The following is a 16318-nucleotide window of genomic DNA, read 5'->3' as shown; positions in this document are numbered from 1 at the left end:
AAGCGAAATAAACGCCCGATAATGGCGCAAGGCTACAATCCCTGTATCTACAGAGGGTTTCACCATGAGCGACCAGCCGTCAGATCGCCGCCGTTTTCGGCGGATTGCCTTCGATGCCAGGACTGAACTCAAGCAGAACGGCCAGCAATGGCCGGTGCAACTGGTGGATTTATCGCTCAAGGGGTTGTTGGTGCAAAAACCCGCGCCGTGGTTGGGCAAGGGTGACGAGCCGTTTGATGTGGACATCCATCTGGACGCCGAGACCGATGTGCAGATGCAAGTGCGGTTAACCCATGACGACAAGGGTCAGTTGGGGTTTGTCTGCGAGCATATCGACCTGGATTCGATCACCCATTTGCGCAGGCTGATCGAGCTGAATCTTGGCGATGAGGATGAACTGCATCGAGAGCTGGGGGAATTGCTGAACATCTGACTGACAACACAGGACAAAATATGGAAGGGGCCTGCTCCCTCCCACATTGGTTTTGTGGTGTTGTTGGTTATTCGAACAAGGCATCCAGTGCCTGTTCCAGGCGCGTGACCGCAATAATCTGCAGCCCCGGCGGCGACTCCTTCGGCGCATTGCCCTTGGGCACGATGGCGCGCTTGAAGCCATGCTTGGCCGCTTCCTTGAGGCGCTCCTGGCCGCTGGGCACCGGGCGCACCTCGCCCGACAGGCCGACCTCACCAAACACCAACAGGTCATGGGGCAGCGGCCGGTTACGCAGGCTGGACATCACCGCCGCCATCAATGCCAGGTCCGACGCGGTTTCCAGCACCTTGACCCCGCCCACCACGTTGAGGAACACGTCTTGGTCATGGGTCGGGATCCCACCGTGGCGATGCAGCACCGCCAGTAACATCGCCAGGCGGTTCTGATCCAGGCCCAGGGTCACGCGGCGCGGGTTGGCCAGGTGGCTGTCGTCCACCAGGGCCTGGACTTCCACCAGCATCGGCCGGGTACCTTCCCACGTTGCCATCACCACGCTGCCCGGTACTTCTTCCTGGGCACGGGTCAGAAAGATCGCCGACGGGTTGGAGACTTCTTTCAGCCCCCGATCCGTCATGGCGAATACACCCAACTCGTTGACCGCGCCGAAACGGTTTTTCACCGCCCGCAACAAGCGTAGGCGCCCATCGGACTCGCCTTCGAAATACAACACTGTATCAACCATGTGCTCCAGCACCCGAGGACCGGCCAACGCGCCTTCTTTTGTCACATGGCCCACCAGGAAAATCGCCGTGCCGCTCTGCTTGGCGTAGCGCACCAGCAACGCCGCACTTTCCCGCACCTGGGATACCCCACCCGGCGCCGATTGCAGTTGCTCGGTGAAGATCGTCTGGATCGAGTCGATCACCATCACCTTGGGCTTTTCCACACGGGCGGTGGCGATGATGCTTTCGATACAGGTTTCGGTCATGACCCGCAGTTGGTCCTGGGGCAGGCCCAGGCGCCGGGCGCGCATGGCCACCTGTTGCTGGGATTCTTCGCCAGTGACGTACAGGGCCGGCATGCGGCTGGCAATACTGCACAGGGTCTGCAGGAGGATGGTCGACTTACCGATACCCGGGTCACCGCCAATCAGCACCACCGAACCGTCCACCAGACCGCCACCGAGCACCCGGTCAAGTTCGCCGGACGCCGTGGAAAAACGCGGTATCTCTTCGACACTGACCTCGGCCAGGGTCTTGATCTGGGCTTGTTGCCCGGTCCAGCCTGCGCGACCGCTAGGCGCCGCCGCACCGCCGCTTTCAATCATGGTTTCCGTGAGGGTGTTCCACGCACCGCACTCGCCACACTGGCCCGCCCACTTGGGAAAGGTCGCGCCGCACTCCGTGCAGCCGTACATGCGCTTGGCCTTTGCCACCTGAGAACCTCCAACCGAAAAACCGCGATGATAGCTCAGCGTGGCGCCGGGGTCCGGATTTCCCCGTTGACCAATCGTGAAGCACTGTTTCCCACCGGGTCTTCGGCGTTCAGGTCGGCGCCCTTGGCCTTGAGTGCATCCAGTAATTCGACGCGCTGGAACAGCCCGGCGAACATCGCCGCCGTCTGCCCGGCGCCATTACGCTGGTCGGGATTGCAGTCGGCACCCAGCAAACGCTGAGCGATTTTCAACTCGCCCTTGAAAATGGCGCCCATCAACGCGGTATTGCCGCGCTTGTCCTGGACACAGGCATCGGCACCGGCAGCCAGCAACCGCTCCACGGCCGGCCCCTGCCCGTGATAGGCGGCGAGAATCAGCGCCGTGTAGCCCTTGTCATCAACGGTACTCAGGGAATAGCCGGCCTCGATAAAGGTATTGAGCATTTCCACGTCGCCACGCCGGGCGGCATCGAAGTAGTAGTCCTGCAACTGCGCCTTGAGGGCCTGTGGGTCAGCGAACACACTCAAGGACCAACAGGCCAAAAGCGCTCCTATAAAGCTACGCATCATCAAATTCCTCCATGGCCCCCTGTAGGAGCGAGCTTGCTCGCGAAAAACGCAAGGGCACCGCGTTAATCCTGAATCTACGCGGTGCCTTTGAGAGCTTCGCGAGCAAGCTCGCGCCTACACAGAGGAGTTAATCAGTCGTTCAGCTTTTCAGCCAGTGCCTTGACCCGCGCCAGATCGCCCTTGGCGACCTTGGCCACGCCAGTGCCGTATTCCGGGTCGGCCTTGTAGAGGAACGACAGGATGATGTGCTTGCTCTCGTCATCCGTAGTCGCCAGGGAGCCACCGAAGTTATCGATCAAGTCCTGGCGTTCCTTCTGGCTGTAGGAGCGGTACAAGTCGCCCGCCTGCTTGAAGTTCTGCTCACGCTGGATCTTCGCCTGCTGGGTGCTGCCGGCCAGGGGCATCTGGCTGTAACGCGCACTTTGCAACTCTTCGCGTGGTACCAGGCGACTTGGTTGGTAGTTCACGCCGCTGGTGGTCTTGCCGAAGTTCATGGCGCCATCCTGGTTGCCGTTGTTGACGGTAATCCGTGGGGCGTTGATCGGCAGTTGCAGGGCGTTGGCTCCCAGGCGATACATTTGCGTATCGGCGTAGGAGAACACCCGACCTTGCAACATCCGGTCTTCCGACGGTTCGATGCCCGGGACGAGGTTCGCCGGGGCCATGGCCACTTGCTCGGTTTCCTGGAAAACGTTGGCCGGGTTACGGTTCAGCACCATTTGCCCGACTTTGCGCTCGGGCACATCGGGCCAGATCTTGGTGGCATCCAAGGGGTCGAAATCAAACTTGGCCAGTTCTTCGGGCTTGAGGACCTGCACATACAAATCCCACTTGGGGAAGTCGCCCTTGTTGATATGGGTGACCAAGTCGTTAGTCATATGGCTGTAATCACGACCCTGGACGTCGACAACTTGTTTGGGGTCCAGGTTCTTGATGCCCTGCAGGCTCTTCCAGTGAAACTTGACGTAGTGCACTTGCCCCTTGGCATTGATCAACTTGTAGGCATGTACACCATTACCGTCCATTTCCCGGTAACTGGCCGGCGTGCCGGAGTCCGAATACAACTCGGTCAATGTGCGGGTGGCTTCTGGAACATGGGAGAAGAAGTCGAAGCGGCGGGAGTCGTCATCCAGGTTAGTGCGCGGGTCAGGTTTGAAGGCGTGCACCATATCCGGGAACTTGATCGCATCGCGAATAAAAAAGGTGGGGAAATTATTGCCCACCAAGTCCCAGTTACCTTCGGCGGTATAGAACTTGGTGGCGAAACCGCGAGGGTCGCGCAGGGTTTCCGGGGAATGGTTGCCATGGACGACGGCAGAGAAGCGTACGAACACCGGTGTGGCCTCGCCTGCGGCAAATACCTTGGCTTTGGTCAGGTCGCTGAGGTTGTCGGTGACCGTGAAGGTGCCATGGGCCCCGGTACCACGGGCATGTACCACACGCTCGGGGATACGTTCACGATCAAAGCGCTGCAGTTTCTGGATCAACTGCACATCTTGCAGTAATACCGGGCCGGTCGCGCCAGCCGTTTGCGAGTTCTGATTATCGCCAACCGCCGCACCATTATCGCGCGTCAAGTTAGCGGCCTGTACAGACACCGAAAGCAGACTGGCACTGGCAATTATCAATACAGTTCGCGCAGCAATAGACCTGCGACTAATAAGGTTTTTCATCAGGCGTTCCTCTGGTTGTTTTATTGCACTCGAACAGGTGCTTGCCAGAGGCTAGAGCCCTGAACGCCAGAAGATAAATAGAAAACCCTGACCTACCCGATTGAAAAAATAATCTGGTAAAGCCCTGAAATCACGGGTAATCCGCGCGCGAATGATGGCACTTTGCAAACTATTTGCGATTTAATATGTCGATAACAACGAACAGTGTTAACAGTTGTGTCGCGCAAGCCACTGCAGACTGACTTACACTGCACTCTCCCCTCTCAACTGTAACAAGGAATAACCTATGGGCGTGCTCAGTGAGTTCAAGGCCTTCGCGGTCAAAGGTAATGTGGTCGACATGGCGGTCGGTATTATCATCGGCGCCGCCTTCGGCAAAATTGTTTCATCCTTTGTGGGCGACGTAGTGATGCCACCCATCGGCGTGTTGATCGGCGGTGTGAACTTCGGGGACCTGGCGGTAACGCTCAAGGCCGCTCAGGGCGATATCCCTGCAGTAGTCCTGGCCTACGGCAAATTCATCCAGAGCATCATCGACTTCGTGATCATTGCGTTCGCAATCTTCATGGGCGTCAAGGCCATCAACCGCCTCAAGCGCGAAGAAGCCGTGGCACCAACCCTGCCACCGGTGCCCACCAAGGAAGAGGAACTGCTGGGGGAGATCCGCGATCTGCTCAAGGCCCAGAACAACAAGCCCTTGTAACCGACTCGCAACATGAAAAGGCGCCTCTGACCAGGCGCCTTTTTTCTACCAGTAGTTTTCTACGGCGACTTGCCCCGGTCTGCGGGCCAGGCTCAATTGCATATCCCGTTGTTTAAGCAACTGGCGGGTGTCATCGATCATCTGCGGGTTGCCGCAAATCATCACCCGTGAATGCTCCGGCGTCAGGTCCACGCCCGCCGCCCGCTCCAGTTCGCCATTTTCGATCAGGGTGGTAATACGCCCATTCAATGCGCCCGGGTGCTGCTCACGCGTCACGATGGGCAGGTAAGTGAGTTTATGGGCGTATTCGCTCAGGTATTCACGCTCACCCAATTGCGCGATCAGTGTCTGGTAGGCCAGTTCCCGGGCTTCCCTGGCGCTGTAGACCAGGATGATCCGCTCGAATTTCTCCCAGACTTCAAAGTCCTGCAGGATCGACAGAAATGGCGCAATGCCCGTGCCGGTGCCCAGCAGCCATAGGTCGCGACCATCGACAAAGCGATTCAAGGTCAAAAAACCGGTGGCCTGGCGCTCCACCAGCAACTCATCGCCAACGCGCAGGCGGCTCAGTTCACTGGTGAACTCGCCGCCAGGCACCACGATGGAGAAAAACTCCAGGAACTCATCAAAGGGCGATGACACCACCGAATAAGCACGCCACACCAGGCTCCCATCGGGCTTGGTCACGCCCAGGCGAACAAACTGCCCGGCGGTGAACCGAAAACCCGGATCGCGGGTGGTACGCAGGGTGAACAGGCTGGGGGTCAATGACTGCACATCAATCAGGGTCTGGCGGGTGAATTTTTCAGCACTGGCCGTCATGGGGGGCTCCGGTCTACAGGTAATCCCTAGTGTCGCCCAAAGTGTCGCCCGGAAACACCGCCGGTTTGTAGTGGCATCCAGCCAGGCTGACAGACCATGTTGTACGGACCTACGACTCATACGATCTGGCGAAGTCCCACACACAGGCCTCCTGGCGTCTGTACCCCTGTCAAAACTGCTAAAAACCGCCGCGATAAGTGCGAAATATCCCACCTAGCGTTTAGATGCTGTCCTACACTCGACCCGGTGACGCTATAGGAAGTGCGTCATGTACAAACCAATATGTACCTCATGGAGAGTTACCGATGGTCCACTGGCGCAACACACGCCTCCCTAAACTGGAAGGTGAGGATGAAGTGACCACAATGTTCGAAGCGGCCCTGAACATCACGTATGAGCTAGGCTTCGAATACTGCGGTTTTACCATGGGCTCCAATGCCCTCTATCGCCCGCCCCAGAACATCAACCTCAACAACTATCCGGATGAATGGAACACCCTCTACAAAACACAACACTACTTCGAACTGGACCCGCTGGTCAGCCACTGCAAACACAATGTGCTACCGATCGTCTGGGAGGAAAAAACCTTTTCCGCAGTCCCTGACATGTGGGCACATGCCCAAACCCACGGTCTGAGTCATGGCTGGGCACAGTCGGTGCATGACTTCCACGGTTTTTTCAGCATGATCTGCCTGGCGCGGCGCAATGGCCTGGTGCAAGCCCATGAACTCTACGAGAAAACCGGCCAGGTACTGTGGATATGTCATGCCTTGCATACCGTAGCGGTACAGAAATATGCCAAGGCGCCTGATTTCCAGTGTCCCAGCAAACTCAGCAGTCGCGAGACCGAGATCCTGCAATGGTCGGCACTGGGCAAAACGGCGGCCGATATCGCCACGATCCTGTGCCTGTCAGAACGCACCGTGGGGTTTCATATCAGTAGCGCGATGAGAAAGCTGGGGGTCAACAATAAGATTGCCGCCGTGATGAGCGCCGTGAAACATGGCCTCTTTTAAAGGCTGCGGGTTAAAACACCGAATGTAATCCTCTGGAAAAAAACGTAACATTTACGGCCAGTTCTGAGTGATGACGCAGCCCTTCAACACCCGCGTCGCAGTCCACTCAGGAGGTTCCTCGCCCAGCCGGGAACACCCGTCGATCATCCAGAGTTCCCCCCGCCATGCCCCTGCTCGAAAGCCCCTTCGCCCAACTCGACTTGATCCGCCAGCCCGAGCAGCAAAATGAACCGCTGCAGGCGTTCGATGCGGCCGACGAGTATTTGCTCGCCCACCTGGCCGAGCAGCAACCGGCCAGCAGCACCCGCGTGCTGGTGCTCAATGACAGCTTTGGCGCACTGGCGGCCAGTCTTGAGGGGCATGTGCATGTCACCACCTGCGGCGATTCGTTCCTCGGCACCCAGGCCCTGCAAAAAAACCTGGTGCGCAATCACAAGACCTTCGATGCCGTCACCGTGGTTCCCGCCAGCCAGATCCCCCACGGGCCATTCGACCGTGTGCTGATCCGGGTGCCGAAAACCCTGGCGCTGCTGGAAGAGCAACTGATCCGTCTGCAAGGCCAATTGGCACCCGGCGCCGAAGTGATCGCGGGCGCAATGGTCAAGCACCTGCCCCGCGCCGCCGGTGAACTGCTGGAGCGTTACATCGGGCCGATGCACGCGTCGCTGGCGGTAAAAAAGGCCCGGCTGCTGATCGCCACCCAGGCTGATCGACCGCAGGCCGTGTCGCCCTACCCCACGCGCTATCGCCTGGACGTACCGGCCATCGAATTGCTTAACCACGCCAACGTGTTCTGCCGCGAAGGCCTGGACATCGGCACCCGCGCCTTCCTCCCCCACCTGCCGCAAAACCTGGGCAGTGCCCGCGTGGCAGACCTGGGTTGCGGCAATGGCGTACTGGCGATTGCCAGCGCCCTGCAAAACCCCGAAGCGCAATACACCCTGGTGGACGAGTCCTATATGGCCGTGCAATCAGCGGCCGAAAACTGGCAGGCGGCACTGGGCGAGCGGCCAGTGACTATTCGCCCCGGCGACGGCCTGGCAGACCAGGAGCCGCAATCTTTGGACGTGGTGTTGTGCAACCCACCGTTCCACCAACAGCAGGTGGTGGGCGATTTCCTCGCCTGGCGCATGTTCCAGCAGGCCCGCGAAGCGCTGGTGGTCGGCGGCGCCTTGTACATCGTCGGCAACCGCCACCTGGGTTATCACAGCAAGCTGGCGCGCCTGTTCCGTGGGGTGGAGCAGGTGGCGGCGACGCCAAAGTTCGTGATCCTCAAGGCCCGTAAATAAGCCACGCAAAAAAAACCCTCCGCAAGGAGGGTCAAGACAGCGTGGGATGTCAGTGAGTGCTCAAGCCAGCGGCGTTCATGAACATGCGCATCAGGCTGGCCACCACGAACAGGGCCAGGACGCTGCCGGTCCAGATCATCGCCAACCAGCCCAGGCGCTGCCAGAGCGGCTTTTTCTCGGCCTGTTCGATGTCGTCCAGTGAAGGTTTACCGCTCATGGTGCACGCCTCCTAGTGATAGCCGTCTTCATGGGTCACCTTGCCGCGGAACACGTAATAGCTCCAGAAGGTGTAGCCCAGGATGAATGGGATGATGAACAGCGTGCCTACCAGCATGAAGCCCTGGCTTTGCGGCGGCGCGGCAGCGTCCCAGATCGAGATCGACGGCGGGATGATGTTCGGCCACAAGCTGATGCCCAGGCCGCTGTACCCCAGGAAGATCAACACCAGTGTCAACAGGAACGGCGCGTAATGAGCATTGCGGGCCACGGCACGCACCAGGGCGTACATGGTCACCAGGACCAGGATCGGCACCGGCAGGAACCAGAACAGGTTCGGCAGGGTGAACCAGCGCGAAGCGATGTCCGGGTGAGCCAGGGGCGTCCAGATACTGACGATGCCAATCACCGCCAACACCACGAACGCCAGCGGTCGTGCCAGGTTGTGCATCTGCTCCTGCAACTTGCCTTCAGTCTTCATGATCAGCCAGGTGCAGCCCAGCAGCGCATAGGCCACGATCAAGGCCACACCGCAAAACAAAGCAAACGGCGAGAACCAGTCCAATGAACCACCGGCGAACTGGCGGTCGACCACCGGAATGCCCTCGATGAATGCCCCCAGCGCCACGCCCTGGAAGAAGGTGGCGGCCAGCGAGCCGCCGATAAACGCCTTGTCCCACAGGTGGCGCTTGTCATCCTTGGCCTTGAAGCGGAACTCAAAGGCCACGCCGCGGAAGATCAGGCCGATCAGCATCAGGATCAACGGCAGGTACAGCGCCGAGAGCACCACCGAATAGGCCAGCGGGAACGCGCCGAACAACGCCGCGCCCCCCAGTACCAGCCAGGTTTCGTTGCCGTCCCAGACCGGGGCGACGGTGTTCATCATCACGTCGCGGTCAGTCTTGCCCGGGATAAAGGGGAAGAGAATGCCAATCCCCAGGTCAAAGCCATCCATGACCACGTACATCATGATGCCGAAGATGATGATCACGGCCCAGATCAGCGGAAGATCAATACCCATGACTCAATTCCCCTTGTTCAGAGTGTCGCCGTGATCGGCGTCGCCGCTGTCATCGGCCGCCGACAATGGACGCGCCGGGGTGCGTTGCTGCCCGGGGCCACCGTGGGCCGGCTCGGTGCTTTCGTGGGTCACCGGGCCTTTGCGCACCAGGCGCATCATGTAGCCCAGGCCGGCGCCAAACAGGGCGAAGTACACCACCACAAACAGCGCCAGGGTGATGCTCATCTGCACCACGCTGTGGTTGGAGGAGGCGTCCGCCGTGCGCATCAAGCCGTAGACCACCCAGGGCTGGCGCCCGATTTCGGTGGTGAACCAGCCGGCCAGGATCGCAATCAACCCCGACGGGCCCATCCATAGCACCAGGTACAGGAAGGGTTTGTTGCTATAGAGCTTGCCGCCCTTGCGCAGCCAGAGGCTGAACAGGCCGGTGAAGATCATCAACATGCCCAGGCCGACCATGATCCGGAACGACCAGAATACGATGGTCGAGTTGGCGCGATCCTCGGGCGGGAACTCCTTGAGGGCCGGCACTTGCTTGTCCAGGGAGTGGGTGAGAATCAGGCTGCCCAGGTAGGGGATTTCCACCTTGTACTTGGTTCGCTCCTCCTTCATGTCCGGCCAGCCGAACAGGATCAGCGGGGTCGGCTCATTGCCGATGTTTTCCCAGTGGCCTTCGATGGCGGCGATTTTCGCCGGTTGGTGCTTCAGCGTATTGAGGCCGTGGAAGTCACCGATGACCGCCTGGATTGGTGCGACGATCAACGCCATCCACATTGCCATCGACAGCATGGTGCGGATCGCCGGGTTGTCCTTGCCCCGCAGCAAGTGCCAGGCCGCCGAGGAGCCGACGAAGAACGCGGTGGCGACAAACGCCGCCGTGGCCATGTGTGCCAGGCGATAGGGGAACGAGGGGTTGAAGATCACCGCCAGCCAATCGGTCGGGATCACCCGGCCATCGACGATTTCAAAACCTTGCGGGGTTTGCATCCAGCTGTTGGAGGCAAGGATCCAGAACGTCGAGATCAACGTACCGACGGCTACCATCACCGTGGCAAAGAAGTGCAGCTTGCGCCCGACCTTGTTCCAGCCAAACAGCATCACCCCAAGAAAGCCCGCTTCAAGGAAGAACGCGGTGAGCACTTCATAGGTCAGCAAGGGCCCCGTGACGGAACCGGCGAAGTCCGAGAAGCGGCTCCAGTTGGTGCCGAACTGATAGGCCATGACCAGGCCCGAGACCACGCCCATGCCGAAGTTGACGGCAAAGATCTTCGACCAGAAGTGGTAGAGGTCACGGTAGGTATCGTTGTGGGTCTTGAGCCACAGGCCCTCCAGCACCGCGAGGTAACTGGCCAGGCCAATGGTGATGGCCGGGAACAGGATATGGAACGAGATGGTGAACGCGAATTGAATTCGGGCGAGATCTAGCGCCTCCAAACCGAACATAAGTCTTCCTCTGTCAGGTAATACCGGCTGCAAGCAGGGAGGCCTGCACCCACTGCCCCCACGGATATGGAGTGTGGCGAATTGCAATTCGTTCTTTTTTTACCAACCACGTAGGGATTCTGGCCTTGCGGCCGCCAGCACAACACTCAAGTCAGCATTGATCTGGATCAAGCAACGATGAAAGAGTAGTCCCATTTTCCAGGTTGGACTGTGTGGTCTTTTGCCGCGTGACAGGTTGACTCAGCAAAATAGATGCCTTGCTAAGGATATTTCCGAAGCAGCAACTATTTGTTACAGGTTGGTGCTAATCTCGCCTTTCCCCACGCTCAGTCCAGTCCCTGCCGATGCCCAGTGAAACCCCGCTGCTGTTACGTCATCACCGCCCTTTTATAGCGTTCTGGCTGGCACGGATTTTTACCGCCAGTGGCTTCCAGATGCTCACCGTGGCCATCGGCTGGAACCTCTATCAACTGACTGGCAACGTGCTGGACCTGGGGTTGGTAGGCCTGGTGGAGTTTGTACCGCGGGTGCTGTTCATGCTGCACACCGGGCATGTCGCCGACCGTTACGAACGACGCAAGGTCGCCGCCATTTGCCAGACGTTGCAGGCGATGATCGCCCTGGCGCTGGTGATTGGCAGCCTGACGGGCAATGTCACCCGCGAGATGATTTTTATCCTGGCGTTCCTGCTCGGCGCTGCCCGCTCCTTCGAAATGCCCACCACCCAGGCCCTGCTGCCGAGCATCGTGCCCAGTGCCCTGTTCCCACGGGCGGTGGCAGCGGCGCAGTCGGCCCAGCAATCGGCAACCATCGTCGCGCCGGCCCTGGGCGGTTTGCTTTATGCCTTCGGTAGCGCCTGGGTGTATGGCCCGACGGTGCTGCTGTACCTGATTGCTTGTGTGCTGACCCTCAACCTGCCGGCGCGGCAAACCCCGCTGAACAAAGGCAAGGCAACGCTGGACTCGTTGCTGGCGGGGATTCGCTTTATCCGCAGCCGGCCGGACATCCTCGGGGCGATCTCCCTGGACCTGTTCGCCGTGCTGCTAGGCGGCGCCACCGCGTTGCTGCCGGTGTTTGCCAAGGACATCCTGTTGACCGGCCCATGGGGCCTGGGGCTGCTGCGTTCGGCGCCAGCGGTGGGCGCGCTGCTGATGTCGTTGTGGCTGGCGCGGTTTGCCGTGGACCGGCACGTGGGCCGTGTGATGTTTACCGCCGTCGGCGTGTTTGGCGTGGCGACCGTTGCCTTCGGCCTGTCCACCTCGTTCTGGTTCTCCCTGGCGGTGCTGGTGGTGCTGGGGGCAGCAGACATGATCAGCATGGTGATCCGTGCCTCATTCGTGCAACTGGAAACCCCCGATGAAATGCGCGGGCGGGTCAGTGCGGTCAATGGCTTGTTTATCGGGGCGTCCAATCAGTTGGGCGAGTTCGAGTCCGGCGTTACCGCCCACTGGTTGGGCACGGTGCCCGCCGTGGTGCTGGGCGGGGTCGGCACGCTGGTGGTGACCGGGGTGTGGATCAAACTGTTCCCGACGCTGGCCAAGCGGGACCGCATGCATACGCCGGCCGAGGCGCCCTGACCCTGTAATTACATGGGGCCATTACTGGATGCGTAGCTGAGTCTTCAAGGTGTTGCGCGGCACATTGATGGACGTGTTGCTGTACTCGAACCAGCCCGCTGCGCGGATATCCACGTCAAAGACATAGACGTAGCCCATCAACGTACCAGCGCCATTGCACGCCTGGCTGCTGGAGCCGACTTGGCAGATAGCCGTACTGCGCCCCGCAAGCCGCGCCCCATCAAAGGTGGCGATGGAATTATTGCCAAGGCCCACTTCCATCACCGAGACCTGCGTCGGCCCACGGTGCTGGCACTGCCGGGTGCTGTCGGCGCCCTCGGCGATGGACTCGTTGCACGCCTGGGACTGCACCTGGAACACCCGCACCTCGCTCAAGGCCGGTGCAGGCGCGCCCCATGCCGGTGCCGCCGCCAGCCACAGGCCGATACAGGCGAACGGAGCTAGACTGCACGCGATGGCTTTTTTCATGCTTTGGATGACTCAGGACTGAACGTCGACGGAGTATGCCTCAAGGCCACACTCAACAAAACCGAGGCTGGGCGCCACAGGCCGTCGACCTGCTGGTATGATGCGCCGCTTTTTCCGATCCTCTCTAGAAAACACGCGGCGCTTGGCGCAGTTTGTGCTTTGACTTTGAGGTCAACAAATCACGGCGCCAAGCGCGCCACAGGGAGCAGGCATGCTGGAAAAGCTGTTTCAACTCAAGGCACACAACACCAACGTGCGTACCGAGATTCTCGCCGGTATCACAACGTTCCTGGCCATGGCCTACATTCTGTTCGTCAACCCGAGCATCCTCGGCGAGACCGGCATGGACAAGGGCGCGCTGTTTGTCGCCACTTGCCTGGCGGCGGCCATCGGTTCGACGATCATGGGCCTGATCGCCAACTACCCGATCGCCCTGGCACCGGGCATGGGCCTGAACGCCTTCTTTACCTACACCGTGGTCCTGCACCTGGGCCATACCTGGCAAGTGGCGCTCGGTGCGGTATTTATCTCCGCCGTGCTGTTTTTCCTGCTGTCGATCTTCCGCATCCGCGAATGGATCATCAATGCGATCCCGTTGCCCCTGCGCTCGGCGATTGCCGCCGGTATCGGCCTGTTCCTGGCGCTGATCGCCCTGCATAACGCCGGGATCGTGGTCAGCAACCCGGCGACCATGCTGGGCATGGGCGACCTGGCCAAACCTGCACCGATCCTGGCGACCCTGGGCTTTTTCCTGATCGTGGCCCTGGAAGCCCTGAAAGTGCGCGGCGCGGTGTTGATCGGCATCCTCGCGGTGACCATCGCAGCCATCGCGCTCGGCGTGACCCCATTCGGCGGCGTGGTATCGATGCCACCGTCCCTGGCCCCGACCTTCCTGCAGCTGGACATCGCCGGCGCCCTGGACGTGGGCTTGATCAGCGTGATCTTCGCCTTCCTGTTCGTTGACCTGTTCGACAACTCCGGCACCCTGATCGGCGTCGCCAAGCGCGCCGGCCTGATGGGCAAGGACGGCCACATGCCGAAAATGGGCCGCGCCCTGATCGCCGACAGCACCGCCGCCATGGCCGGTTCACTGCTGGGCACCTCGACCACCACCAGCTACATCGAGTCTGCTGCTGGCGTGAGTGCCGGCGGCCGCACCGGCCTGACCGCCATCGTGGTGGCGATCCTGTTCCTGCTGGCGCTGTTCTTCTCGCCGCTGGCGGCCAGCGTCCCGGCGTTTGCCACCGCTCCCGCGCTGCTGTTTGTCGCGGTGCTGATGACCTCGGGCCTGGCGGAAATCGACTGGGACGACATTACTGTTGCCGCGCCGGTGGTGATCACCGCCCTGGCGATGCCCTTCACTTACTCCATCGCCAACGGCATCGCCTTCGGCTTCATCGCCTGGACCGGTATCAAGCTGCTTACGGGCCGCTACCGTGAACTCAACCCAGCGCTGGTGATTCTGTCGATCCTGTTCGTGATCAAGCTAGGCTGGTTCCCCGCATGACTTTTGATGCAGCAAGTTACGCCCTGCAACTGCAAGACAAGGTCACGCGTTTGCGTGACCTGCTCGCGCCGTTCGACGCGCCCGAGCCGCAGGTCTTCGATTCGCCCCTGCAGAACTTCCGCCTGCGCGCCGAGTTCCGCCTGTGGCGCGAAGGTGGCCAGCGCCACTACGCGATGTTCTCCCAGGACGACAAGCGCACGCCGATCCTGATCGAAGAATTCCCCATCGCCAGCCTGCGCATCAATCAGTTGATGCCGCAACTCAAGGCCGCCTGGCAAGCCAGCGCCGCCCTGAGCCACAAGCTGTTCCAAGTGGAGTTCCTCACCACCCTGGCCGGCGACGCGATGATCACGTTGTGCTATCACCGCCCGCTGGACGAACACTGGCACACCGCTGCCAACCAGCTGGCTGCCGACCTGAACGTCAGCATCATCGGCCGCTCCAAGGGCAAGCGTGATGTGATCGGCCACGACTACGTGATCGAGAAACTCGCTGTCGGCGGTCGCACCTTCAGCTATCGCCAACCCGAAGGCGCCTTCACCCAGCCCAACGGCACGGTGAACCAGAAGATGCTCAACTGGGCCTATGACGCCCTGGGCGATCGCAGTGATGACCTGCTGGAGTTGTATTGCGGCAATGGCAACTTCACCCTGCCCCTGGCGACCCGCGTGCGCAAGCTGCTGGCCACCGAGATCAGCAAGACGTCGGTCAATGCCGCCCTGAGCAACCTCGATGAAAACGCGGTGGATAACGTCACCCTGGTGCGCCTGTCCGCCGAAGAACTGACCGAAGCCCTGAACGAAGTGCGGCCGTTCCGACGCCTGCACGGCATCGACCTCAAGAGCTACGAGTTCGGTAGCGTATTCGTCGACCCACCTCGCGCGGGCATGGACCCGGACACCTGCGAGTTGACCCGGCGCTTCGAGAACATCCTGTACATCTCCTGCAACCCGGAAACGCTGGCGGCCAACATCGCGCAACTGTATGACACGCACCGCATCACCCGTTGTGCCATGTTCGACCAGTTCCCGTGGACCCACCATATGGAATCGGGCGTACTGCTGACCCGGCGCTAACCCGTCAGGGCACAGCAGATCCAGAAATGTGGGAGTTTTCGAGCCCCGGCGAGGCTGCGATGGCGGTGGATCAGTTGCCAAGTAGTTGGCTGACCCACCGCATTCGCGAGCAAGCCCGCTCCCACATAAGCCCGTACACATTGGATTGGCGGGTATTCCCCGACTTATTCTTCCTTACGCGGTCGACCGCCCTTCTTGCCATTGGCGCGGGCGGCTTCGGACTTGGCAGCACTGGTTTTACGGCCATTGCGCGATGCCACCATGCTCGCGGCCAGATCCATCAAGGGCTGGCTCGTGGCAATCAGGCCGCTGATGGAAACATGCAGGTCTCGGCCCTCATAGCACAGCGCCTTGCCACCAAACCCGACCTCAAGCTTCTGGAAGTCCTGTACAGAAAAACCTTCGAACTCCACAAGGCCGGCCACCGGCAACACAATGCGGCTGCCGTCGCCGAAGCCGATGGAGATGCAGTCATCTTCGTAGCGCACGGAACTGGCATTGGCGTACACCCGCTTGAGCTTGCGCCCACGGGCCACGGCCTTATCAATATCGGCCTCAGTGATAGGGACATCGGGCCGGACTTTGGCTTTCACAATCTTCATAACTCAATCTCCACGGATCCTGGCGCCCTCACCAGATTCAAAATAGTTCGCCGCCCCGCCACATCGTGCCGGGCACTGGCAATCACGTAGACACCCCGCCGGATGACCAGCCCCGGCACAACCTCATCGGCCTCCCAATCCCAGGAATGGTTGTCCAGGCAGACCGTTTGCAGCTTCTCCCACCAGATCCTTCGTGCCCGCGCCAGATAATGTCGCTGCCGCAGTGTCTGGCGAATGCCTTCCAGAACTGCACCTGATGGTCGCCGCCGCTCGGGATCCACATCCCACAACTCCACGTCCCCATCCAGAAAACTGAAACGAAAACGCGCATCCCAGTCCTTGCCCGCCACATGTACGTGCGGCGGGCAATGCTCATCCCGGAGCAACACTGCAATCACATGTCCCTTGTAAGTGCCTACTCTCATCGTAACCCATCCGTTAGGTTATTTTTCAGCGATCAGCGCTTTA

General features: G+C 60.3%; 17 protein-coding genes. 7 read left to right on the top strand and 10 right to left on the bottom strand.

The window, feature by feature from the left end:
* The first annotated feature begins 64 nt into the window (after nucleotides 1-64).
* On the top strand, nucleotides 65-433 hold the full coding sequence (locus H097_RS19800; protein ID WP_032861853.1) for a PilZ domain-containing protein: 369 nt from the start codon (nucleotides 65-67) through the stop codon (nucleotides 431-433).
* Nucleotides 434-500: 67 nt separating this feature from the next.
* Here the strand turns inward: H097_RS19800 and radA are convergent, their stop codons facing one another.
* The 3 genes from radA to katB all read right to left on the bottom strand — a co-directional run bounded on the left by radA (nucleotide 501) and on the right by katB (nucleotide 4110).
* Nucleotides 501-1868 (bottom strand): DNA repair protein RadA, encoded by a 1368-nt coding sequence (gene radA, locus H097_RS19795; protein WP_032861851.1) that lies wholly within the window; start codon nucleotides 1866-1868, stop codon nucleotides 501-503.
* 35 nt (nucleotides 1869-1903) lie between these two features.
* Complete coding sequence (locus tag H097_RS19790) at nucleotides 1904-2434, bottom strand: ankyrin repeat domain-containing protein (protein WP_032861973.1); 531 nt, start codon at nucleotides 2432-2434, stop codon at nucleotides 1904-1906.
* A 134-nt stretch (nucleotides 2435-2568) separates the two neighbouring features.
* The gene (gene katB, locus H097_RS19785) at nucleotides 2569-4110 is read right to left on the bottom strand and encodes a catalase KatB (RefSeq protein WP_032861850.1); all 1542 of its coding nucleotides are present in this window, start codon (nucleotides 4108-4110) and stop codon (nucleotides 2569-2571) included.
* A gap of 286 nt (nucleotides 4111-4396) precedes the next feature.
* Between katB and mscL the strand changes: the two genes are divergently transcribed.
* Nucleotides 4397-4813: a large-conductance mechanosensitive channel protein MscL gene (gene mscL / locus H097_RS19780; protein WP_032861849.1), complete on the top strand. Its 417-nt coding sequence runs from the start codon at nucleotides 4397-4399 to the stop codon at nucleotides 4811-4813.
* 45 nt (nucleotides 4814-4858) lie between these two features.
* On the opposite strand, the gene H097_RS19775 is transcribed toward mscL, so the two are convergent.
* Nucleotides 4859-5635: a ferredoxin--NADP reductase gene (locus tag H097_RS19775; protein WP_032861847.1), complete on the bottom strand. Its 777-nt coding sequence runs from the start codon at nucleotides 5633-5635 to the stop codon at nucleotides 4859-4861.
* A 305-nt stretch (nucleotides 5636-5940) separates the two neighbouring features.
* Between H097_RS19775 and H097_RS19770 the strand changes: the two genes are divergently transcribed.
* Both H097_RS19770 and H097_RS19765 read left to right on the top strand, forming a co-directional pair.
* A complete protein-coding gene (locus H097_RS19770) occupies nucleotides 5941-6651 on the top strand; it encodes a LuxR family transcriptional regulator (RefSeq protein ID WP_032861846.1) in 711 nt (236 codons plus the stop codon).
* 164 nt (nucleotides 6652-6815) lie between these two features.
* Nucleotides 6816-7940, top strand: a complete 1125-nt coding sequence (locus H097_RS19765) for a class I SAM-dependent methyltransferase (protein WP_032861845.1) — start codon at nucleotides 6816-6818, stop codon at nucleotides 7938-7940.
* Between the two features lie 49 nt (nucleotides 7941-7989).
* On the opposite strand, the gene H097_RS27920 is transcribed toward H097_RS19765, so the two are convergent.
* The 3 genes from H097_RS27920 to H097_RS19755 are packed head-to-tail and all read right to left on the bottom strand — an operon-like array spanning nucleotide 7990 to nucleotide 10620.
* Nucleotides 7990-8157, bottom strand: a complete 168-nt coding sequence (locus H097_RS27920) for a DUF2474 domain-containing protein (RefSeq protein WP_065942821.1) — start codon at nucleotides 8155-8157, stop codon at nucleotides 7990-7992.
* Between the two features lie 12 nt (nucleotides 8158-8169).
* Nucleotides 8170-9177: a cytochrome d ubiquinol oxidase subunit II gene (cydB, locus tag H097_RS19760; RefSeq protein ID WP_032861844.1), complete on the bottom strand. Its 1008-nt coding sequence runs from the start codon at nucleotides 9175-9177 to the stop codon at nucleotides 8170-8172.
* Nucleotides 9178-9180: 3 nt separating this feature from the next.
* Nucleotides 9181-10620, bottom strand: a complete 1440-nt coding sequence (locus H097_RS19755; RefSeq protein WP_032861843.1) for a cytochrome ubiquinol oxidase subunit I — start codon at nucleotides 10618-10620, stop codon at nucleotides 9181-9183.
* Nucleotides 10621-10964: 344 nt separating this feature from the next.
* On the opposite strand from H097_RS19755, the gene H097_RS19750 reads away from it, so the two are divergent.
* A complete protein-coding gene (locus H097_RS19750) occupies nucleotides 10965-12197 on the top strand; it encodes an MFS transporter (protein WP_032861842.1) in 1233 nt (410 codons plus the stop codon).
* Nucleotides 12198-12218: 21 nt separating this feature from the next.
* Here H097_RS19750 and H097_RS19745 read toward each other — a convergent pair whose 3' ends face one another.
* Complete coding sequence (locus H097_RS19745) at nucleotides 12219-12665, bottom strand: DUF4879 domain-containing protein (protein WP_032861841.1); 447 nt, start codon at nucleotides 12663-12665, stop codon at nucleotides 12219-12221.
* A gap of 211 nt (nucleotides 12666-12876) precedes the next feature.
* Between H097_RS19745 and H097_RS19740 the strand changes: the two genes are divergently transcribed.
* Both H097_RS19740 and trmA read left to right on the top strand, forming a co-directional pair.
* Complete coding sequence (locus tag H097_RS19740) at nucleotides 12877-14172, top strand: NCS2 family permease (RefSeq protein ID WP_032861840.1); 1296 nt, start codon at nucleotides 12877-12879, stop codon at nucleotides 14170-14172.
* Nucleotides 14169-15248 (top strand): tRNA (uridine(54)-C5)-methyltransferase TrmA, encoded by a 1080-nt coding sequence (gene trmA, locus H097_RS19735; RefSeq protein WP_032861839.1) that lies wholly within the window; start codon nucleotides 14169-14171, stop codon nucleotides 15246-15248. The genes H097_RS19740 and trmA overlap by 4 nt, the downstream gene beginning before the upstream one ends.
* Before the next feature lie 164 nt (nucleotides 15249-15412).
* Here the strand turns inward: trmA and H097_RS19730 are convergent, their stop codons facing one another.
* A complete protein-coding gene (locus H097_RS19730) occupies nucleotides 15413-15850 on the bottom strand; it encodes a DUF2442 domain-containing protein (protein WP_032861837.1) in 438 nt (145 codons plus the stop codon).
* The gene (locus tag H097_RS19725) at nucleotides 15847-16275 is read right to left on the bottom strand and encodes a hypothetical protein (protein ID WP_032861835.1); all 429 of its coding nucleotides are present in this window, start codon (nucleotides 16273-16275) and stop codon (nucleotides 15847-15849) included. Before H097_RS19725 ends, H097_RS19730 begins: the two co-directional genes overlap by 4 nt.
* Nucleotides 16276-16318 lie beyond the last annotated feature (43 nt).

This window comes from Pseudomonas sp. FH4 (assembly GCF_000510915.2).
GTDB lineage: Bacteria > Pseudomonadota > Gammaproteobacteria > Pseudomonadales > Pseudomonadaceae > Aquipseudomonas > Aquipseudomonas brenneri.
Note: the sequence above shows the minus strand (reverse complement) of the source record. Positions and strands in the feature narration are given on the sequence as shown.